This window comes from Streptococcus suis (genome assembly GCF_019856455.1).
GTDB classification, from domain to species: Bacteria; Bacillota; Bacilli; order Lactobacillales; family Streptococcaceae; genus Streptococcus; species Streptococcus suis_AE.
In genome coordinates this window covers 1,803,324-1,824,063 of sequence record NZ_CP082205.1, presented here as the reverse complement: position 1 = coordinate 1,824,063, position 20,740 = coordinate 1,803,324, and the positions used below count along the sequence as shown (strand labels likewise).

25 protein-coding genes and 1 pseudogene are annotated in these 20,740 nt (G+C 43.2%); 25 read left to right on the top strand and 1 reads right to left on the bottom strand.

Translation table 11 applies throughout. From position 1 onward, the window contains the following. Positions 1 to 272: 272 nt before the first annotated feature. From K6969_RS08705 to K6969_RS08635, 15 genes are all read left to right on the top strand, one after another. Positions 273 to 437, top strand: coding sequence for a hypothetical protein (locus K6969_RS08705; RefSeq protein ID WP_172101317.1), 165 nt, complete (start codon positions 273 to 275; stop codon positions 435 to 437). Then, the gene (locus K6969_RS08700; protein ID WP_172101316.1) at positions 434 to 751 is read left to right on the top strand and encodes a PadR family transcriptional regulator; all 318 of its coding nucleotides are present in this window, start codon (positions 434 to 436) and stop codon (positions 749 to 751) included. The genes K6969_RS08705 and K6969_RS08700 overlap by 4 nt, the downstream gene beginning before the upstream one ends. 1 nt (position 752) lies before the next feature. Next, positions 753 to 1,547, top strand: a complete 795-nt coding sequence (locus tag K6969_RS08695) for a hypothetical protein (RefSeq protein ID WP_172101315.1) — start codon at positions 753 to 755, stop codon at positions 1,545 to 1,547. 1 nt (position 1,548) lies between these two features. Further along, positions 1,549 to 2,373, top strand: a complete 825-nt coding sequence (locus K6969_RS08690) for a hypothetical protein (protein WP_248029794.1) — start codon at positions 1,549 to 1,551, stop codon at positions 2,371 to 2,373. 80 nt (positions 2,374 to 2,453) lie between these two features. After that, the gene (locus K6969_RS08685; protein WP_004194840.1) at positions 2,454 to 2,690 is read left to right on the top strand and encodes a DUF2829 domain-containing protein; all 237 of its coding nucleotides are present in this window, start codon (positions 2,454 to 2,456) and stop codon (positions 2,688 to 2,690) included. Then, complete coding sequence (locus tag K6969_RS08680) at positions 2,683 to 3,381, top strand: 3-oxoacyl-ACP reductase (RefSeq protein WP_029174792.1); 699 nt, start codon at positions 2,683 to 2,685, stop codon at positions 3,379 to 3,381. The genes K6969_RS08685 and K6969_RS08680 overlap by 8 nt, the downstream gene beginning before the upstream one ends. An 11-nt stretch (positions 3,382 to 3,392) precedes the next feature. Next, positions 3,393 to 3,674, top strand: a complete 282-nt coding sequence (locus K6969_RS08675; protein WP_172015660.1) for a hypothetical protein — start codon at positions 3,393 to 3,395, stop codon at positions 3,672 to 3,674. Then, positions 3,671 to 4,144 carry an ASCH domain-containing protein gene (locus tag K6969_RS08670; RefSeq protein ID WP_172020525.1) on the top strand — a complete coding sequence of 158 codons (474 nt, stop codon included), beginning with the start codon at positions 3,671 to 3,673 and terminating at the stop codon, positions 4,142 to 4,144. Before K6969_RS08675 ends, K6969_RS08670 begins: the two co-directional genes overlap by 4 nt. A 66-nt stretch (positions 4,145 to 4,210) precedes the next feature. Beyond that, entirely contained in the window at positions 4,211 to 4,525 is a 315-nt protein-coding gene (locus tag K6969_RS08665; protein WP_172020526.1) for a hypothetical protein, read from the top strand. A gap of 110 nt (positions 4,526 to 4,635) precedes the next feature. Further along, positions 4,636 to 6,018, top strand: a complete 1,383-nt coding sequence (gene glmU, locus K6969_RS08660) for a bifunctional UDP-N-acetylglucosamine diphosphorylase/glucosamine-1-phosphate N-acetyltransferase GlmU (protein WP_318816431.1) — start codon at positions 4,636 to 4,638, stop codon at positions 6,016 to 6,018. An 8-nt stretch (positions 6,019 to 6,026) separates the two neighbouring features. Next, the gene (locus K6969_RS08655) at positions 6,027 to 6,572 is read left to right on the top strand and encodes an NUDIX hydrolase (protein WP_318816430.1); all 546 of its coding nucleotides are present in this window, start codon (positions 6,027 to 6,029) and stop codon (positions 6,570 to 6,572) included. Positions 6,573 to 6,582: 10 nt separating this feature from the next. Beyond that, positions 6,583 to 6,903: a cell wall synthase accessory phosphoprotein MacP gene (gene macP / locus K6969_RS08650; protein WP_024376764.1), complete on the top strand. Its 321-nt coding sequence runs from the start codon at positions 6,583 to 6,585 to the stop codon at positions 6,901 to 6,903. Positions 6,904 to 6,911: 8 nt separating this feature from the next. Next, positions 6,912 to 7,601 carry a 5'-methylthioadenosine/adenosylhomocysteine nucleosidase gene (locus K6969_RS08645; RefSeq protein ID WP_318816429.1) on the top strand — a complete coding sequence of 230 codons (690 nt, stop codon included), beginning with the start codon at positions 6,912 to 6,914 and terminating at the stop codon, positions 7,599 to 7,601. A 196-nt stretch (positions 7,602 to 7,797) separates the two neighbouring features. Continuing rightward, positions 7,798 to 8,646: a pyridoxamine kinase gene (locus K6969_RS08640; RefSeq protein WP_318816428.1), complete on the top strand. Its 849-nt coding sequence runs from the start codon at positions 7,798 to 7,800 to the stop codon at positions 8,644 to 8,646. Continuing rightward, positions 8,643 to 9,188 carry an ECF transporter S component gene (locus tag K6969_RS08635; protein WP_024376767.1) on the top strand — a complete coding sequence of 182 codons (546 nt, stop codon included), beginning with the start codon at positions 8,643 to 8,645 and terminating at the stop codon, positions 9,186 to 9,188. Before K6969_RS08640 ends, K6969_RS08635 begins: the two co-directional genes overlap by 4 nt. Before the next feature lie 54 nt (positions 9,189 to 9,242). On the opposite strand, the gene K6969_RS08630 is transcribed toward K6969_RS08635, so the two are convergent. After that, positions 9,243 to 10,046 (bottom strand): peptidylprolyl isomerase, encoded by an 804-nt coding sequence (locus K6969_RS08630; protein WP_105129212.1) that lies wholly within the window; start codon positions 10,044 to 10,046, stop codon positions 9,243 to 9,245. A 103-nt stretch (positions 10,047 to 10,149) separates the two neighbouring features. On the opposite strand from K6969_RS08630, the gene K6969_RS08625 reads away from it, so the two are divergent. From K6969_RS08625 to K6969_RS08580, 10 genes and pseudogenes are all read left to right on the top strand, one after another. After that, positions 10,150 to 10,542, top strand: a complete 393-nt coding sequence (locus K6969_RS08625; RefSeq protein ID WP_314733773.1) for a DUF2500 domain-containing protein — start codon at positions 10,150 to 10,152, stop codon at positions 10,540 to 10,542. A gap of 84 nt (positions 10,543 to 10,626) precedes the next feature. After that, on the top strand, positions 10,627 to 11,004 hold the full coding sequence (locus tag K6969_RS08620) for a VOC family protein (RefSeq protein ID WP_024417350.1): 378 nt from the start codon (positions 10,627 to 10,629) through the stop codon (positions 11,002 to 11,004). Continuing rightward, positions 11,005 to 11,550 (top strand): hypothetical protein, encoded by a 546-nt coding sequence (locus K6969_RS08615; RefSeq protein ID WP_029174343.1) that lies wholly within the window; start codon positions 11,005 to 11,007, stop codon positions 11,548 to 11,550. Between the two features lie 156 nt (positions 11,551 to 11,706). Then, positions 11,707 to 12,693 (top strand): LacI family DNA-binding transcriptional regulator, encoded by a 987-nt coding sequence (locus K6969_RS08610; RefSeq protein ID WP_029174344.1) that lies wholly within the window; start codon positions 11,707 to 11,709, stop codon positions 12,691 to 12,693. A gap of 158 nt (positions 12,694 to 12,851) precedes the next feature. Continuing rightward, positions 12,852 to 13,772, top strand: coding sequence for an ABC transporter permease (locus K6969_RS08605; RefSeq protein ID WP_024379864.1), 921 nt, complete (start codon positions 12,852 to 12,854; stop codon positions 13,770 to 13,772). Positions 13,773 to 13,781: 9 nt separating this feature from the next. After that, positions 13,782 to 14,669, top strand: coding sequence for a carbohydrate ABC transporter permease (locus tag K6969_RS08600; RefSeq protein ID WP_023369721.1), 888 nt, complete (start codon positions 13,782 to 13,784; stop codon positions 14,667 to 14,669). 151 nt (positions 14,670 to 14,820) lie between these two features. Beyond that, positions 14,821 to 16,436, top strand: a pseudogene (locus K6969_RS08595) (ABC transporter substrate-binding protein). 18 nt (positions 16,437 to 16,454) lie between these two features. Then, entirely contained in the window at positions 16,455 to 17,807 is a 1,353-nt protein-coding gene (locus K6969_RS08590; RefSeq protein WP_171942767.1) for a glycoside hydrolase family 32 protein, read from the top strand. 122 nt (positions 17,808 to 17,929) lie between these two features. Beyond that, positions 17,930 to 20,299 (top strand): FtsK/SpoIIIE family DNA translocase, encoded by a 2,370-nt coding sequence (locus K6969_RS08585; RefSeq protein WP_171942768.1) that lies wholly within the window; start codon positions 17,930 to 17,932, stop codon positions 20,297 to 20,299. Further along, positions 20,299 to 20,685 (top strand): VOC family protein, encoded by a 387-nt coding sequence (locus K6969_RS08580; RefSeq protein WP_029174348.1) that lies wholly within the window; start codon positions 20,299 to 20,301, stop codon positions 20,683 to 20,685. Before K6969_RS08585 ends, K6969_RS08580 begins: the two co-directional genes overlap by 1 nt. Positions 20,686 to 20,740: the final 55 nt, after the last annotated feature.

Here is a 20,740-nt window from a genome sequence, read left to right as displayed (position 1 = left end):
GACACAAACTGCGTTTGTTTTATTTCCCACCTTCAACAGTCTCTCCCCAGACTGTTGAAGCAATCACTGTGCTGAGATGTTGATACTAACTTTGAGTAGTAGTGTTGATTTTTTTACTCATTTTCTACTATTTTGTTTTACATACTAGTCGCCTTGTGTTATACTATAGATACAAAGCTAATAGGTAAAACAAACTAGTGATAGAGGACAAAGAAAATCACTTTTATTTTTATCAGACTAGTTGGTATTACAAACTAGGTAGGAGATTAAATATGAAATTGGACAAGATGAGACGAGAAGATTTGGAACTAGCAGGTATCACGATTGTGACGGCTATAATAACTGGATGGGCTTTGGATTCTATTTTGATCTTAGGCATCCTGTTAGTATCAGACCTATTGTTTGGATTTTTTACAGATGATGAGGAGGGCTTATGAAAGAAACCCAAATGCTCAAAGGCGTCCTAGACGGCTGTGTCTTGCAGGTCATTGCCCGACAGGAAATCTATGGTTATGAGTTGGTCCAAGAGCTGAGGAAGCTGGGCTTTGAAAACATGGTCGGAGGAACGGTCTATCCTCTGCTCCAGAAGTTAGAAAAAAATGGCTTAATTTTCAGCCAAAACAAGCCCTCACCAGACGGACCAGACAGAAAGTATTTCTATCTGACAGACCAGGGAAAGGTTTATCTAGAAGATTTTTGGAGCCAGTGGACGGAATTGGTCCAAAAGGTTCAGCGATTGAAAGGAGAATAAGATGAGCAAACAAATGGAATACCGCAAGCAGATTGAAGTGATTGAAAACCAGCTGACCAAGGAAAACAAGGAATATATGGGCCGTATCAATGGTTATATGATGATTGCCTCTGTCTTTCACAGGCAGGAAGAAGCAGTGACTGCCCAGCTTTTATCCATTTACCAAGATGTTCTGGAAGCCCAAAATGACGGGCTTTCGGCGGAGGATTTTCTGGGCAAAGACAGCAAGCAAATGGCAGACGACCTACTCAGCTACCTTCCTCCAATTGGTTTCATGGAAGTCGCAAACCTGAGTGGCCTCATGCTCATCATTTACCTCGGCAGCCAATGGCTGATGGATTTTGCAGGGACAGGCACCATTTCGCTCAACTGGCTGGGCTTGGTGTGTGACACGGCTCTCAGTTTCCTCCTGCCTGCAGGGATTTTCCTCATCATTCGCGGTCTGATTTACCAGACCAGCAAAATCAAGGTTTGGGCAAGCGTTCTTTGCATTCCCCTTCTTTTTCTCCTGATTTGTGGCCTTCGTCTTTGGGCAATGCCCAAGGAACCTGACCTAGTCTTGACTGGCTGGGGGCTTGCAGTGCCACTTACCGTTCTCGGTTTAGCTCTGCTATTTTTCCAAAAGGAAAAGTTGGTCCGCTATGTCTTTTTACCGACCTATCTCTTTCTGATTGTTGGCGGTGTATTGCATATGGTCATGACCGTCCCAGTTTGGCTAAACTTACTATTGTTGCTCATTCCTGCAATTTCTAGTTGGCTAGGTGTTTGGTTGTTGGTATGGAAAAAGGAGAAGTAAGATGAACAAGCAACAGGAACATTTGAATGCTATTAGCAGCTTACAGGGGAAGTTGACCAAGGAAAACAAGGCCTATATGCGCAAGCTCCATGCTTACTTGATACTGGCGTCAGCCTTTCATGAGCAGGAGGAGAGGGCGACCGAACTCTTGCTATCTATTTATCAAGATGTCTTGGATGCTCAAGCAGATGGTCAGTCGGCAGAGGATTTTTTAGGCAAAGACAGCAAGCAGATGGCGGATGAACTCTTGTCTGACCTACCGCCCATTCGCTGGTACTATGGTCTGCGGTTAACAGGAATTATTTCCTTGGTCTATATTAGCTGGTTTTTCTTAGGTTTGTTTGGAGTGACTGGTGAAATGGTCCTAGAATGGCGGGGCTTGCTGTGCGATTTGCTTCTGGCGCTCATTCTGCCCAGCTCTGCTTTTTTCATCCTAAAGAACCTAGTCTATGAACGGTCAAAAATCAAGTCCTATCTGCTGATGGGGACGTGGGGGGTTAGTTTTGTGGGGCTGATTGTCTTGCGTTTTTGGATTAGCCGTCAGTTTTATGAAGGAGTTCCCCTGCCCTTGTGGGCCAGTCTCTTGATAATCTTAGGAATCGCAGCTGGTCTCTTCTACTATCGTAGTAAGTCAGCAATTGTAGATACCTTGATTCCAGCCTATGTGCTAACGGTGCTCAGCGGCTTTAGTCAGCTGCTGGCTAGTCAGTTTGGCTACGGACCACAGGACTGGACAGGTTGGATGCCTCTGCTCTTTATGGTTCTTGCCTTTTTCTCAACGCTTGCAGGCACATTTTTCCTATTGAAAAAGGAGAATATGGTGTAGAAATACAATCAGGCAACTCTTTAGAGTAGTCCGATTTTTTGGTATAATGATTGAAAGACAGAAGAATAAAGGAGTTTCAAATGACATTTGAAGAAATTTTACCAGGCTTGAAGGCCAAGAAAAAGTACGTTCGCACAGGCTGGGGCGGGGCGGAGAACTACGTCCAGCTCTTTGACACCATTGAGGTCCACGGGCAGAAGCTAGAGGCGACGCCCTATTTCCTCATCAACGTAACCGGAGAGGGCGAGGGCTTTTCCATGTGGAGCCCGACCCCTTGCGACGTCCTTGCGACCGACTGGGTAGAAGTCCATGACTAAGACAGCCCTCATCACAGGAGTTTCCAGCGGTATCGGACTAGCGCAGGCAGGGATTTTTTTGGAAAATGGCTGGCGTGTGTACGGGATTGATCAGGCCAGCAAGCCTGATTTGGCAGGCGATTTCCACTTTCTACAGCTGGACCTGACAGGCGATTTATCGCCCGTCTTTTCATGGTGCCAGACAGTCGATGTCCTCTGTAACACCGCAGGCATACTAGACGATTACCGTCCCCACCTCGATATTGAGGAGGATGAATTAGCTCGCATCTTTACGGTCAATTTTTTTGCGGTGACTAGACTGACCCGTCCCTATCTGCAGCAAATGGTGGATAGACAGTCAGGCATCATTATCAATATGTGCTCCATTGCCTCCAGTCTAGCAGGTGGAGGAGGCTCAGCCTATACCGCCTCCAAGCATGCTTTGGCAGGTTTTACCAAGCAGCTGGCACTGGACTATGCCAAGGACAAGGTCCAGGTCTTCGGCATTGCTCCTGGTGCCGTTCAGACAGGAATGACCCAGAAGGACTTTGAGCCTGGTGGCCTGGCGGACTGGGTGGCAGACCAGACCCCTATCGGACGCTGGACCCAGCCCAGCGAAATAGCAGAGCTGACCTTCATGCTGGCTACTGGAAAACTCGCTTCCATGCAAGGCCAGATTATCACCATCGACGGCGGCTGGAGTTTGAAGTAGGGAGGAAAGTGATGTTGATCTTTGATGATAATCCTCATGTAGCAGTAGTAATCTGTAAACACATAAGTGAAGAGAATAAACCGATAACCTACATCAGTCACGATTTGGAAGATGGGATGTGGCAATTTCTTTGTGGAGATATTCATGACATTGCAGATGCTCAATTAATTGCTTTAGTTGAGATACTCCAGTTTGGGATAACCGAAACACTTCTAAATCAAATCCCTTATGGATTTGAGGCTTTACTTGATCAAGCGAAGAATTGGCAAATTTCTAGAAAGGACCCCCTATGACCCCTACACAACTCTGGCAAGAATTTCTTGCCATCAATTCCCAAGCTGGTCCTGAACCAGAGGCCTGGGCTTTTGGGGCGGAAGCTGATCGACTGGCTGATTTGGTGGCTAGAGGCATCAAAACCTCAACCAGCTCTGCCCATGCCCTCTATGAAGTAGAGGGAGAAGAAATTCCAACAGCTGGTGGCTATGACATCATTCTGGACGGACAAGGTCAGGCTGTTTGCATTATCCAGACCACCAAGATCTATGTGACGCCCTTTTCCCAAGTGACGGAAGAACATGCCTATAAGGAGGGCGAGTTCCGTCAGGGAGGTAACTTGTCTGACATAAAAGAGAAAAGTCTGGTCCACTGGCGGCAGGTCCATGAGGAACCCTTCACTATTTGGCTGGCCGAAGCAGGTTTGACCTTCTCAGAAGACATGCTGGTTGTCTGTGAAGAATTTGAATTAGTTTACCCTAAAATATAAGTTTTTTCTTGTTAGTTCCTGGTTTTTTGATATAATAATATAAAAAACAAAAACAAGGAGGATTCTATGGATAAACAGCGTGTTATTAATTTGTTGGAACAACTTTCTCCCATTCTTGCTGGAAAAGAGGAAACAATCGGCAAAGAACTGACGGAGAAATTGCAGTCAGCCTTGCTTGTGACCAAGGAAGATGTGGTCAGTAAGGACGGAGTGGCCTTGGCAACCAGTTTGTCAGGCTTTGTTCAGGCCATTTCCAATGCTAGCTTGCCTGGCGCCAATCTACGTTTTACAGACCAAGAAGGTCCTGTCTGGGAAGAACTAAAAGCCTTGACGGAAAAAGCAGGAGAGGACGGCCTGCGAGGTCTTCACTTAACGATCTAAGGAGCTCAGGCTCCTTTTTGCTTGACTTAAAACTTGGCACACTTCCGCTATTTTCCAAAAACATCAAAATTTGCTATAATAGGAGTATATCATTGAAAAGAGAGAAAACTATGAGCAATAACTATGCAATTATCCTAGCGGCGGGTAAGGGAACTCGCATGAAGTCTGACTTGCCAAAGGTCCTACACAAAGTGGCAGGAATTACCATGTTGGAGCATGTCAAACGTGCGGTTGATGCTATGGAACCTGCGAAGACTGTGACCATTGTGGGGCACAAGGCAGAATTGGTCCAAGCAGTTCTCGAAGGTCAGTCAGCATTTGCCCTCCAGTCAGAACAGTTGGGAACAGGCCATGCGGTCATGATGGCTGAGCCAGCTCTTGCAGGTTTGGAAGGTCAGACTCTGGTCATTGCAGGTGATACACCGCTGATTACAGGAGAAAGCTTGAAGAACCTCATTAACTTTCATGTCAGCCACAAGAATGTTGCGACTATCTTGACAGCCCAGGCTGACAATCCTTTCGGCTACGGTCGGATTATCCGCAATGCAGACGGCGAAGTCTTGAAGATTGTTGAGCAGAAAGACGCCAACGATTTCGAAAAACAGGTCAAGGAAATCAACACAGGAACCTATCTCTTTGACAACAAGCGTCTGTTTGAAGCCCTTAAGGACATCAACACGGACAATGTCCAAGGTGAATATTATCTGACAGATGTTATTTCCATTTTCCGTCAGGCTGGCGAAAAAGTTGGGGCCTATGTCCTCAAAGACTTTGATGAAAGCCTGGGTGTTAACGACCGTGTAGCTCTTGCGACTGCAGAGGCAGTTATGCGCAAGCGGATTAATGAAAAACACATGATTAACGGCGTCACCTTTGTCAATCCAGAAGCGACTTATATTGACATCGATGTGGAAATCGGTGCAGAAGCAGTTATCGAAGCCAACGTTGTCTTGAAGGGGCAAACGGTAATTGGTGAACGTACTGTTTTAACCAATGGTACTCGTGTACGTGATTCTAAAATCGCTGCAGATGTGGTCATTAGCAACTCAGACATTGAAGAATCTGTTATCGAAGAGGGTGTGACAGTGGGGCCTTATGCTCATATCCGTCCAGATAGTCTTCTGAAAAAAGATGTTCACGTTGGAAACTTTGTAGAAGTTAAGGCTTCTACACTTGGTGAGGGAACCAAATCAGGTCACTTGACTTATTTGGGCAATGCGACCATCGGTAGCAATGTTAATGTCGGTGCAGGAACTATTACGGTTAATTATGATGGTAAAAATAAATTCAAGACTACCATTGGCGACAATGCCTTTATCGGTTCAAACTCAACCATCATCGCACCGGTAACTATTGGGGACAACGCCTTGTTGGCTGCAGGTTCTGTCATTACAAAAGACATTCCAGAGGATGCCATCGGTATTGGTCGTGGTCGTCAAGAAAATAAAGAAGGTTATGCGACTCGTTTTCCGTTCCATCCAAATCAAAAATAGGTAATCGTATGAATTTTGAAGAAAAAACCATTGAGCGGACAGAAATTTTTAAAGGGCACATTTTTGATGTAGTAGTAGATGATGTTGCCTTGCCAAATGGTGGAACTGGTAAGCGCGAACTGATTTTCCACAAGGGAGCGGTCTGTGTCTTAGCAGTTACTCCAGAGGGTAAGATGATTTTGGTTAAACAATACCGCAAGGCTATCGAGCGGGCTATCTATGAAATTCCAGCAGGAAAGTTGGAGCTAGGCGAAGAAGATACGCTTGAAGATGCTGCTTTGCGTGAATTAGAAGAAGAAACAGGCTATACTAGTGACAAACTGATCTTGTTGGCAGATTTCTATTCAGCCATCGGTTTCTGTAATGAACGAATTCGCCTTTATTTAGCAGATAACCTTATCAAGGTTGAAAATCCTCGTCCAATGGATGAAGATGAGGTTATCGAATTACATGAGGTAACCTTGGAAGAGGCTTTGAACTTGTTGGCTACTGGCGATATTTGTGATGCAAAGACCATCATGGCTATCCAATATTTACAACTCATGAGAAAGTAGGAAACTAGCAATGGGCAAGCCCTTGTTGACGGATGAAATTTTAGAGAAAGCGAAAAAGAAACAGTATTCCGACCAATCTAGCCAGTTTGGACACTATCGTCCAAACCAGGATATATCAATGGATGATGCTCTATTCGATCCATATCTAGAAGAAGATTATCAGGGATATGAAGAGGGACAAACGATCCGAATCCCGGTCAAACCTACTGTAGTAAAAAGTCGCCGTATCGAAACCATCAAGCGAGAAGCTTTCCGCAGTAAGGTAAACAAAATCCTTTTTTGGGTCATCATCTTACTGATAATGTTTATCATTGCAGTATTATTTATTTAGGAGAAGAGATGAAATTTGGAATTATCGCAGCCATGCCTCAGGAATTAAAGATTTTGGTCGAACATCTACAAGATGCAACTGAAATCGATGTCTTGGGTCGAACTTACTATCAGGGACGAATCGGTCAACATGAAGTTGTTCTTGTTCAGTCAGGTATCGGTAAGGTTATGTCAGCTATGTCCGTAGCTGCTTTGGCAGATCGTTTTTCGGTTGATGTCATTGTCAATACAGGTTCGGCAGGAGCTGTTGCCGAAGGTATTGCTATCGGTGATGTGGTTGTAGCGAATCAATTGGCTTACCACGATGTGGATGTAACGGCTTTCGGCTATGCTTACGGGCAAATGGCAGGGCAGGAATTGTATTATCCAGCCGACCAAGTCTTGTTAGAACAGCTAAGAACCGTTTTAGCAGAGCAGGAAATGATTAGCCATGTGGGTCTGATTGTGACAGGTGACAGTTTTATCGCAGGTCAAGATAGGATTGCCAGCATCAAGGAACATTTTCCAGAAGTTCTGGCTGTGGAGATGGAGGGAGCGGCCATCGCCCAAGCGGCTGTCAATACAGGTAAGCCATTCTTGGTTATCCGTGCCATGAGTGACACAGCTCAGGGAGATGCCAATATCACCTTTGATGAATTTATCATTCAAGCAGGAGAACGTTCTGCCCAGATCCTGATTGCCTTTCTGGAGAAAAATTAAGCAGATTTTGACAACAATACATTGAAATAGGATGGCAGTAGCAAAAAGTTGTTACTGTTTTTCTTATGCAGTAATTTGAGCCCGATATTATAAGGTTTCAGCCATCTGTCCCCATACAATTTCTGATAAGAGTTATTGAAAAGCTCGTGAAAATACTTTACAATTTTGTTTAAGAAAAATAATTTAGGAGGTTGTTATGGTTCAGCGATTATTGCTTGCAAATGATTTGCCCGGTGTGGGTAAGGTTGCCCTAGCCACTAGCATCCCAATTGCAGCAGCCTGTCAGGTAGAAACGATTCTTTTACCAACGGTACTTCTTTCTTCTCATACGGGTGGTTTTCCAGATGTTGTCGTTGAAGATATGACTGACTTGAATCGAGCCTATTTTGAACAGTGGAAGAACTTGAATTTGGAGTTGGCAGGCATCTTGTCTGGCTACTGTAGAAATCCTCAGCAACTAAGTCAATTGGCTATGTATGCTAAACAAACAGAGACACCATTGATTGTTGATCCGGTCATGGGGGATGGAGGGAAGTTGTATTCAGGTTTCACATCTACCTATGTAGAAGCCATGAAAGAGTTGATCCAGTCGGCAAAGCTCATTCTCCCAAATGTAACAGAGGCAGCTTTTTTGACAGGGAGGGATTATTTGGGAACTTGCTACGATAGGGCGGCTATTGAGGACTTACTGGAAGCTTTAGCAGAGCATGTGTCTGCAGATATTGTACTGACAGGGATTTCCTTTGATGATAGCCAAATAGGTGTAGTCTATTTTCAGCAGAAAACAGGGGAAATAACTACCTATATGTCTAAAAAATATCCAGCAAATTTCTTTGGAACAGGTGACATTCTATCTACCTTGTTGGCAGTAGCAACCATCCAACAAATCAATCTCCATCAAGCTATCCCTCTAGCTTTAGATTTTATCGACAAGAGCTTAGAGCGTACTCTCGCTTTGGATAGAGACTTGAAATTTGGGATTTACTTCGAACCATTTTTAGCAGAATTACAACAGGCATTTCAAACATTAAAGGAGAAATTATGAAACAGAGTCAATTACGTCAATTAACAGAAATTAGCCTATTTGCAGCCCTTATTTGTGTGGTTGTCTTCTTTATTCGTATTCCTTTTGGGAGTCAATTTGTCCATCTAGGCAATGCTCTGGTGGTAGTAGGAGTATTAATCTTTGGTGCCAAAAAAGGGGCGCTGGCAGCCTCACTCGGTCTAGGCATCTTTGATTTACTGTCGGGATATGCTTCCGTTGCCTGGATTACCATTTTAGAATCGCTCATCGTCTGCTTCATTTTGCATTTGTTTTACGAGAAATTCCTCAAGGAAAATGATCGCTTAACCAATATTATTTTGGTTGGAATTGTTGCGGCAATTACAAAAATTATCTTGAACCTATTGAAGTATACATTAACGGGAAGTTTTGTCGGAGGGTTAACCTTCTCAGCTTCCTTCCTCGCAGCTTTGGGTAGAATCTTAGGAACCTATGGCACTGCAATTACGACCATCATTGCTGTACCAATCCTCTATCAAGTATTCAAGGGTTTATATAATGGAAAACAAGGAAAGCAATTGTAATAAAAAATGAAAACTTGAGGAAATTCTCAAGTTTTCATTTTTTATTGGTCTGACCTAGTTAGTGTAGTCTTTAATGATCTCAATTGACTCAATCTTAACATCTGTTTTAGGTTTATCGCTAGTGTCTGTTTCGACTGAAGCGATTTTATCCACGATGTCCATCCCTTCAATGACTTGACCAAATACGGTATGCTTGCCATCTAAGTTTGGATTGCCTCCGTTTTTATAAGCGTCAATGATTTTACCAGGATAGCTAGAACTGGAGAGTTGGCTAGACATGTCTGTTGTATTTTGATTGATGAAAAACTGACTTCCATTTGTTCCCGCGCCAGCGTTTGCCATAGAAAGTGAGCCACGAATGTTATAAAGGAAAGCTGAAATCTCGTCTTTAAAACCATTCCCAGCATCGATAGTAGTATCTTTTCCGGCCCAGATAGACTCTCCACCAGTACCATTTCCAAGAGGATCGCCACCTTGAATCATGAAATCCTTAATGACACGATGGAAGATCGTTCCATTATAGTATCCTTCCTTCGCATGAGTCAGAAAGTTTTCCACAGTTAGTGGTGCTTGCTCGGGGAAGAGTTTTATAGTGATGTCGCCTTCGGTTGTTTTTATTTTAACAGCAGCCTCATTTTCACCAATTTCATTGGAAAGTTGGGGGAATGTAGCTTTGGGATTGTTAATGGCGTATGCCAAATCTTTGGCATATTGGCTAGAGGCAGTTGTATCAGCTGTCGTAGTCGAGCTTGAACTAGAGCTAGACGCTGTAGAAGATGAGCTGTTAGCTGTCGAGTTGTTTGTGCAGGCAGTTAGCAAGATGCTCGAAGCTAGAGCAAGAGCTAGTATTTTTTTCATTGAAAATCCTTTCTTGTCTTGTTCAAAATTATGCTCATTCTACCATGAAATATGGATTTTTTCAATTTTTATCTAGTATAAAAAGCGTATCTAAAACAATAATATGATATACTATATTTACAGATACAAAAGGAGAATAATGATGTTTGAGAACTTGTTTGCCCCAGATGGAAGCCTAGTATGGCATACGGTCCTTTTCTACAGTTTTTCCGCGATCATATTAGCGACGGTTTGTTTCCATATTATTAAAAATTTTATGGAATGGCACCACAACAATCGGGCGCCCAAAGAATCTTGCAAGGCTAAGCTTGTCTCTAAACGAACCCATGTTTTTGGTAACGAAGTAGCACGAACCAATTATTATGTAACGTTTGAATGGGAGGGAAAACGGCAGGAATTTCGCCTTCGTTCAGATGAATATGCCCTTTTAGCAGAGGGAGATGTAGGCACCCTGCATTTTCAAGGGACTCGTTTCCTAGGTTTTGAACGGCTCTAAGAGTCGTTTTTCTTTGGAGAATATCCCTATCTAGTGTATAATGGTTTGAACACATGTTCGTACAACGCAAAAGAGGTATTTAAGATGATTCAATCAATCGGACAAGTTATGTTATATGTGAATGATATTGAGGCTTCAGCTCGATTTTGGAAAGAGAAAATGGGATTTGAACGTGTAGAAAAACAGGTGCAAGGCCCCCAAACTTCTTACATTATTGCACCTAAATCAGATAGTGAGGTACAATTTGTACTTCATGATAAGGCGGAGGTTGCTGAAATGGAGCCAGAATTAAACTTAGGTACACCATCAATCTTAATGACATCAGTAGATGTAGCCAAAACTTACGAAGAACTTGTTGAACGTGGTGTCACAACGAATCCAGTCATGGACCTTGGTTTCATGAAGGTAATTAGCTTTGCAGACAATGATGGAAATTATTACGCAATTCGTGAGGTAAAGTAAATGTCACTCCAGAATCGTGTTGAAGAAATGTATAAAGACCACGAGGTCAAACCCTATATCTCCCCAGAACGCGACCTAGCGACCTGGCTCTTAGAAGCTAAGCCAGTGCCCAAACGCAATATGGTTCGTCTGCAAGAAGGTATTTTGCCAGGTGATATAATTTTGCTATGGCGGATTAGCCTGGGTTCTTTTGAAACGACGACGCCCTACTCCAAGTACTTTGAGTACATGTATGGTATCAACGGTCCTGCTCACATGGAGCAGTTGATCGTAGACGGTTATGCTTATGTGGAATCGGCCTTTGATTCGCTGGACCACATCACCTCCACTGCCAAGAAGAATATCCTCAAGGCAGAAGGCGTGACAGGCCTGTCCAAGATGAAGGCGGCAGACCTCGACACTGCCCTCAAGGACAACTTGACAGAAGAAAAGCTGGCTCCATACTTTACTGTCCGTGGCTATGCCCTGACGGAAAAAGGCAGAGCTGTACTCGATAATCACCCAGAAGTGCTTGCAAAACACCCAATGAAGAAGATGTACAAGTAAAATAGAAAAGATTTTGGAACGGCACCCAAAAGTTGGAATTATTCTAGCTTTTTGGGTGTTTTTATGTGCTAACAAGTCAATTTTTCTTGACAGAAAACGCTATCAATGATATTCTAGTGTAAATTATTGAAACGTTTCAAAAGAAAGGGGTAAACCATGGAAGAGCAAAAATCAATCACCATGAAAGACGTTGCGCGAGTTGCTGGTGTAAGCGTTGGGACTGTATCAAGAGTTATCAACAATGAGCCAGGTATTAAGGAAAGTACGCTTGAAAAAGTCAAAGCAGCCATCAAGGAATTGAATTACATCCCAGATGTCTATGCTCGTGGCATGAAGAAGAACAAAACCGAAACCATCGCCTTGATTATTCCGACAGTTTGGCATCCATTTTTTGGAGAGTTTGCCTACCATGTCGAAGTAGCCCTGAGCAAGAAGAACTACAAACTCTTGCTTTGCAATATCTCAGGCCCTAAGCGGGAACTGGACTACCTAACCATGCTCCAGCAAAATAAGGTGGACGGTATTATCGCCATTACCTATAGTCCTATTGATGATTATCTATCATCCAATATCCCCTTTGTCAGTATCGATCGCACCTATGAGAATAAGGCTATAGCCTGTGTCAGCTCGGACAACCAAGCTGGTGCAGAACTAGCAGCGAACACCTTGATTGAAAAAGGTGGTAGCCAATTTGCCTTTATTGGTGGGCACAATAAAACCATCAATGAAACCAAGAAGCGTAGATTGTATTTTGAAAAGCGAATTTTAGAGGCAGGTTTTCCTTGTCATGTCTTGGACTTGGAAGAGCCATATGATGACTTTGTCGGTCAAGTCGAAGAGTTTCTAATTAACAATCCACAGGTTGACGCCATTTTCACCATCAATGATTTTACGGCCCTAGACACACTTGCTGTTTTGGAAAAACTGGGACGACGGGTTCCAGAAGATGTGCAGGTGATTGGCTATGATGGTATTCAGTTGGCAAGTGAACGCTCTCTAGAACTTTCCACCATTCGTCAACCGTTAGAAAGAATGGCTCAAGAAGCAGTGGCTTGTTTGATTGATATCATTGATAGAAAAGGGCAACCACAACAAATCACCTTGCCGATTTCCTATGTTGAAGGAAAAACGACAAAAAATTGAAAATAGGGGTTGACAGAAAACGGTTACAATGGTAAAATAAAATCATCAATAAACAGTTGGTTTTATTTTTACAAGAAAAATGAAACGTTTTAAAAAAACGGAGGGTTAGACCTCTTTCTAAAATCAATAAATTTGAAACGTTTCAAAAAGGAGTTCTTATGAAAACATCAAAACTGCAACAAGCTAGTCTATTCGATAGAATCAAGCAACAGAAACTCTTGTTACTGATGTTACTACCAGGCTTGGTCTTGACTTTCATCTTCCGTTACATTCCCATGTACGGAGTGCTGATTGCCTTTAAAGATTATAATCCTTTAAAGGGGGTGCTTGGTAGTGAGTGGATTGGATTTGAAGAGTTTACCAAGTTTCTCTCTTCTCCAAATTTCGGCACCTTACTTGCCAACACCTTGAAATTGAGTGTCTACGGCCTACTCCTAGGATTTCTCCCACCCATTATTTTGGCCATCATGCTCAACCAACTATTGAGCGATAAGGCTAAAAAACGGATTCAGTTGGTGCTCTACGCTCCAAACTTTATCTCAGTCGTGGTCATTGTCGGTATGATTTTCCTCTTCTTCTCAGTAGGAGGACCGGTCAATTCCATCCTAGGTATGTTTGGCATTGAAGCCAACTTCCTGACAGACCCTGATTTCTTTAGACCCCTCTACATCCTCAGTGGTATTTGGCAGGGAATGGGTTGGGCGTCAACACTCTACACGGCTACCTTGGTCAATGTCGATCCGGCCTTGATTGAAGCAGCGAAGCTAGACGGTGCCAATATCTTCCAACGTATCTGGCATATTGACTTACCAGCACTAAAACCAGTTATGGTCATTCAGTTTATCTTAGCAGCTGGGGGCATCATGAACGTTGGTTACGAAAAAGCCTTCCTGATGCAGACCTCCCTCAACCTAACCAGTTCTGAAATCATTTCAACCTATGTCTATAAAATCGGTTTGGTGTCAGGGGACTACTCTTATTCAACAGCGGTTGGCTTATTTAACGCACTTATCAATATTATCCTGCTGATTGCAGTCAATAAGATTGTCAAACGCATCAATGATGGACAAGGCTTATAGGAGGTTCGTATGAATACACAAATGTACACAAAATTTGACAAGCGAATGCTGATTGTCAATAAAATCTTGCTGGCATTTCTTGTTCTCATAACAGTTGTGCCTATGGTCTATATCTTAGTCGCTTCCTTTATGGATCCGCAGGCCTTGGTCAGCAAGGGAATTAGCTTTGATCCAAAGGACTGGACAGTAGAAGGTTACCAACGGGTATTTTCAGACAAGTCTATCCTACGCGGATTTTTCAACTCCCTCTTTTATTCCTTCTCCTTTGCCTTCGTGACCGTGGCTATCTCAGTCATGACTGCCTACCCGCTCTCTAAAAAAGATTTGGTTGGGAAAAAATGGATTAATGCCTTCCTCGTTTTTACCATGTTCTTCGGTGGTGGACTTGTTCCGACTTATCTCTTGGTTAAAGATTTGGGAATGCTGAACACCGTTTGGGCCATTATTATCCCTGGTGCAGTCAATGTTTGGAATATCATCTTGGCACGGACCTATTTCCAAGGCTTGCCAGATGAATTAGTAGAAGCAGCGGTAATGGATGGTGCCAATGAATTTCAGATTTTCTGGAAAATCATGATTCCACTAGCTAAGCCAATTATGTTTGTGCTCTTCCTCTATGCCTTTGTAGGTCAATGGAATTCTTACTTTGATGCCATGATTTACATCAAGGATCCAGACTTGGAGCCACTCCAACTAGTACTTCGTAAAATCCTCATTCAAAGCGAGCCTGCTAAGGACATGATTGGAGCCCAGGCCGCCATGAATGAAATGAAACGCATCGCAGAAATGATTAAGTATGCGACCATTGTCATCTCAAGCTTGCCACTCATTGTCATGTATCCATTCTTCCAGAAATACTTTGACAAGGGTATTATGGCTGGTTCATTAAAAGGTTAATACTCTTCGAAAATCAAAAGCAGACGTTGTTGACTTGATTTGATGAACGTCAGTTCTATCTGCATCTGCGTCGCCTAGTCTGTTTTTGATTTTCATTGAGTATAATAAGTATTAATTATTTTTTAGAAAACAATATAGGAGGTTGTTTCTGATGAAACACACATTTGGAAAAACAGTTGTTACGCTTCTAGCAAGTACCGTGTTGTTGGCTGCTTGTGGCTCAAAAAATACTGCATCAAGCCCTGATTATGAATTGAAAAATGTTCAATTCCCGCTGGAGAAATCTGTGACGCTTAAGTTCATGACAGCTAGTTCACCTCTAGCTCCAGCAGATCCAAATGAAAAATTAATTTTCAAGCGTTTAGAAGAAGAAACAGGTGTGCATATCGATTGGACAAACTACCAGTCAGATTTTGGTGAAAAGCGGAACTTGGACATTGCTTCAGGTGATTTGCCAGACGCCATCCATAATGATGGTGCTTCCGATGTGGAATTGATGAACTGGGCAAAACAAGGGGTTATCGTACCAGTTGAAGACTTGATTGATGAGCATATGCCAAACCTCAAGAAAATTTTGGATGAAAATCCAGAGTACCGTTCCATGATTACAGCACCAGACGGTCATATCTATTCATTCCCATGGATTGAAGAATTAGGAGAGGGCAAGGAGTCTATCCATACCGTTAATGACATTGCTTGGATTAACAAGGAATGGTTGAACAAACTCGGTCTTGAAATGCCAAAAACAACAGATGACTTGATTAAGGTCCTTGAAGCCTTTAAAACACAGGATCCAAATGGCAATGGTAAGGCGGATGAAATTCCGATGGGCTTCATTAATGGTGGAGGAAATGAAGACTTCAAAATTCTTTTTGGGGCATTCGGTGTTGGTGATAATGATGATCACTTAGTTGTTAGCAATGACGGAACTGTTGACTTCACAGCGGACAATGAAGACTACAAAGAAGGTGTTGAGTTCATGCGTACCCTTCAAGAAAAAGGTCTTCTAGATCCGGAAGCGTTTGAACAAGATTGGAATACTTACATTGCCAAAGGTAGTGAAAATCTATACGGTGTTTACTTCACTTGGGATAAAGCTAACATTACAGGTATGAACGATACTTATGATATCTTGCCTGTGTTGGCAGGGCCTGACGGAACCAAGCACATCACACGTACAAACGGTATGGGCTTCCAGCGTGACCGCATGGTTATCACCTCGGCAAATAAAAACTTGGAATTAACTGCTAAATGGATTGATGCCCAATACGCTCCGCTCCGCTCCAATCGGTCCAAAACAACTGGGGTACCTATGGGGATGAAACACAGCAAAATATTTTTGAACTTGACAAAGCAACCAATAGCTTAAAACACTTGCCATTAGAGGGGACAGCTCCAGGCGAATTGCGTCAGAAGACAGAAGTTGGTGGACCGCTAGCTATTCTTGATGAGTACTACGGAACTGTGACAACTATGCCAGACGATGCGAAATGGCGTTTGGACTTGATGCACGCAACCTATCTTGATTATGTGACCAACGATGACATCTACCCTCGTGTCTTCATGGAACAAGAAGATTTGGATAAGATTGCCCAAGTTGAAGCAGATATGAACGACTTCATCTACCGTAAACGTGCAGAATGGATTGTAAACGGTGGTATCGAAGAAGAGTGGGATAGCTACTTGAAAGAATTGGAAAGCTATGGTCTTTCTGACTGGTTGGCTATCAAGCAAAAATACTACGATCAGTACAAAGAAAATCAGTAATTTAAAAGGAGGCTGCCTGTGAAAACAGTAGTAGAAGCCAATCAATTTATTCAAACAGAAAAAGGAAATGTCAATCCGATTTTCAAACCACACGCCCATTTAACACCAGAAACAGGCTGGATTAACGACCCAAATGGATTTATCTATTTCCGTGGAGAATACCACCTCTTTTATCAATTCAATCCCTATGAAAGTGTCTGGGGGCCAATGCATTGGGGGCATGCGAAAAGTAAGGACTTGGTCAACTGGGAACACCTTCCAGTTGCCCTAGCTCCTGATAAAGCTTACGATAAAGACGGCTGTTTCTCGGGCTCTGCCATTGTCAAAGATGATGTCCTCTGGCTCATGTACACAGGTCATATCGTCAATGAAGACGGGACAGTTAGCCAAGTTCAGAACATGGCTTTCTCGACTGACGGTATTCACTTTGAAAAAATCGAGCAGAATCCAGTCGCAACAGCAGAAGGACTGCCAGAAGAAGTCATTGCCAATGACTTCCGCGATCCGAAGATTTTTGAGAAGGATGGTCACTACTATTCTGTTGTCGCAACCAAGCATAAGGATAATGTCGGCTGTATCGTCTTACTCAGCTCTCCCAACCTGACGGATTGGAAATTTGAGTCTATCTTCTTGAAAGGTGATGCCAACCAAGGCTTTGTCTGGGAATGTCCTGACTACTTTGAAGTGGACGGTCAAGAGTACCTGATTATCTCTCCAATGCGTTACCAAAAAGACGGGAATGACTTTATCAATATCAATTCCAACATCTTTGTGACAGGTCATGTGGACTGGGATAAGAAAGTCTTTGTGGCGGATTCCTTCAAGGAAATCGACCACGGACATGACTTCTACGCAGCTCAGACTACCGAAGGTCCAGAAGGCGAACGTGTTATGATTGCTTGGATGCATACCTGGGGACGCAAGTTGGTGACCAATGACCTAGGCCATAAGTGGTACGGTCAGATGACCCTTCCACGCATTCTCAAGAAGACTGAAAACGGATTGCACCAAGTTCTGCCAACAAGTGTCTTGGAAGCCTTCAGCGATATTGAAATTGGACAAAGTATCCAAGGTCCAAGCAAGCTCTCTCTTAGACTGGAAGACAGTTTGGAACTAAAACTTGGAAGCGACCAAGATTACCTGCAATTCGGCTACGATAAGGAAAGCCAAGAAGTCTATATCGACCGTAGCTCTCTCAAAATCCAGCAAGTTGGTGAGGAGGAATGGTCAACTGTTCGCCGAGCAGTTACTGTAAAAGCGACAGACTTGTTGGTCTTGGTTGACACCAATTGTGTGGAAATCCTTGTCAACAACGGTCAAGAAACCTTGACTTCAACCTTCTATGTAGAAGGTGAGCGGGCAATTAAATAACATTGTCCCCCCTAAATTATTCTTTCACTCCAAGAGAAACCCTGTATTTGCAGGGTTTTTTCTATCATGAAAATTCTTCCCGATTATGATAAAATAAAGAGATTGAGAAAGTTGAGGTATCTATGAGAAAGACAAGTAAAAAAGGAAAGGCTACGAGGCGACCAACCAAGGCAGAATTAGCACAGCAAGAACGTGTTAAAAATATCACCCTTCGAGTATTGGGGCTTTTATTCATTGCCTTTGCAGCCAGTCGCCTAGGTGTGTTTGGAGTGACCAGCTACAATATTTTCCGGCTATTATTTGGTAGTCTGGCCTATCTATTATTGGCGAGTGCATTTATCTACCTTCTTATTCCCAAAGTCTTACGCGAAAGAGAAGGGACCATATCGGGCTTCTGGCTGATTGTTATCGGGTTATTGATTGAATTTCAGGCTTACTTAGACTGGACCTATCAAGGGAGTGACTTATTCGGTCATACTCTAAAATTGGCCTTGTCAGACCTAGCTAAGTTTCAGGTAACAGCATTTCTAGGCGGAGGGATGATTGGAAGTATCTTCTATCTGCCAGTCTCCTTCCTCTTTGCAAATGTCGGTTCCTTCTTCATCGGTCTTCTAGTGATAGCATTTGGTATCTTTTTTGTAAGCCCATGGTCTGTTTATGATGTTGCCGATGGCTTGGCGGTTGCCAAAGATAAGTTGGTGGAGACGCAGGTAAAAAGAGCAGAGCTTCGAACACAGAAGAAGGCTGAACGAGAAGAAAAACGTCAGCAAGAATTAGCTCGTCTAGAAGAGGAACGCCTTCGTCTAGAGGAAGAGGAAGAGTCAGCTCGGGCTTTGGCACTGGTAGATAGACATGTCGATTTAGAAACGGGTGAAATCCTCGAAGAAGAGCCTGTTCAAGTACCGATTATTTCAGAATATGACCACTTAGACATAGAAGATGAATTTCCTATTATGTTGGCAGAAGATGACCAACCAGCACAATCAAACTCGGCAAGCCAGGCTTCTGAACCAAATGAGTTTGAGAAGGACGAGACAGATGTGGAGATTGATTTCAAGCCTAAGCAGAGACTAGCATATAAACTTCCGTCCATAGACTTATTTGCTCCTATAAAAGCTAAGAGTCAGTCCAATGAAAAACGAATTGTTCGTCAGAATATTAAAGTTTTAGAAGACACCTTTGCCAGTTTTGGAATCAAGGTAGTAGTTGAGCGTGCTGAGATTGGACCATCGGTAACCAAGTATGAAGTCAAACCAGCAGTCGGCGTCCGTGTCAATCGGATTTCTAACCTAGCTGATGATTTGGCTCTAGCCCTTGCGGCTAAAGATGTCCGTATTGAAGCTCCTATCCCGGGAAAATCACTGGTCGGTATTGAAGTTCCAAACTCCGAAGTGGCTACAGTACCTTTCCGTGAGCTCTGGGAACAATCTAAAACAGACCCAGACAAACTTCTGGAAATTCCTCTCGGTAAGGCTGTCAATGGTTCCGTCCGTTCCTTTAACCTAGCACGTATGCCCCATCTATTGGTGGCTGGTTCAACTGGTTCAGGGAAGTCTGTTGCTGTCAACGGTATCATCTCTTCAATTCTCATGAAAGCTGGTCCAGACCAAGTTAAGTTCATGATGATTGACCCCAAAATGGTCGAGTTATCGGTCTATAATGATATTCCCCACCTATTGATTCCCGTTGTGACCAACCCACGCAAGGCTGCTCGAGCTCTTCAAAAAGTAGTGGATGAAATGGAGAAACGCTATGAGTTGTTTAGCCAGATTGGTGTCCGAAACTTGGAAGGTTATAATGCGAAGGTCGAAGAATTTAATAGCCGTTCAGAAGAAAAACAGATTCCACTTCCTCTCATTGTGGTAATCGTAGATGAGTTGGCAGACTTGATGATGGTAGCCAGCAAGGAAGTGGAAGATGCCATTATTCGCTTGGGACAGAAGGCTCGTGCAGCAGGTATCCACATGATTCTTGCTACCCAGCGACCATCTGTTGATGTTATTTCAGGTTTGATTAAAGCCAATGTACCATCTCGTATCGCCTTTGCCGTATCAAGCGGTACAGATAGTCGGACGATTCTAGATGAAAATGGTGCTGAAAAACTCTTGGGCCGCGGTGACATGCTCTTTAAACCGATTGATGAAAACCATCCTGTCCGCTTGCAAGGTTCCTTTATATCCGATGATGATGTAGAAGCAATAGTTGGCTTTATCAAGGATCAGGCAGATGCAGATTATGATGAATCCTTTGATCCAGGTGAAGTGGCAGAAGGTGATGGCGATGCAGGTTTTGGTGATGCTGGAGGAGATCCACTTTTCAACGAAGCACGTGCCTTGGTAGTTGAGACACAAAAAGCCAGTGCCTCTATGATTCAACGACGCTTGTCTGTTGGTTTTAACAGGGCAACTCGCCTTATGGAAGAGCTAGAAGCAGCGGGTGTCATTGGTCCAGCTGAAGGAACAAAACCTAGAAAGGTATTGGAAACACAATAATGAAATTTGATGCAGTTCATCATATTGCAATTATCGGTAGTGACTATGACAAAACAAGAGAGTTTTATGTTGAGAAACTAGGTTTTGAACAGGTGGATGAACATATCCGACCAGAAAAAAATGACATTCTTTTCAATGTCAAAAAGGGAAATATGGTCTTGGAAATTTTCATCAAACCAGATGCGCCAATGCGTCCGGCCATGCCCAATCCTGAACATACAGGTCTACGCCATCTAGCCTTCCAGGTTGCAGATGTGGAAGCCTGTCTGGAAGAATTTGACCGTTTGGACATTCGACACGAAGCCCTTCGTACAGATGATTTTGATGGGAAGAAGATGGCCTTCTTCTTTGACCCTGATGGTCTGCCACTTGAAATTCATGAATAAGTCCATCTTTTCATGCCCAGAGAGGCCTATCAATATGACAACTAATTAATACTCT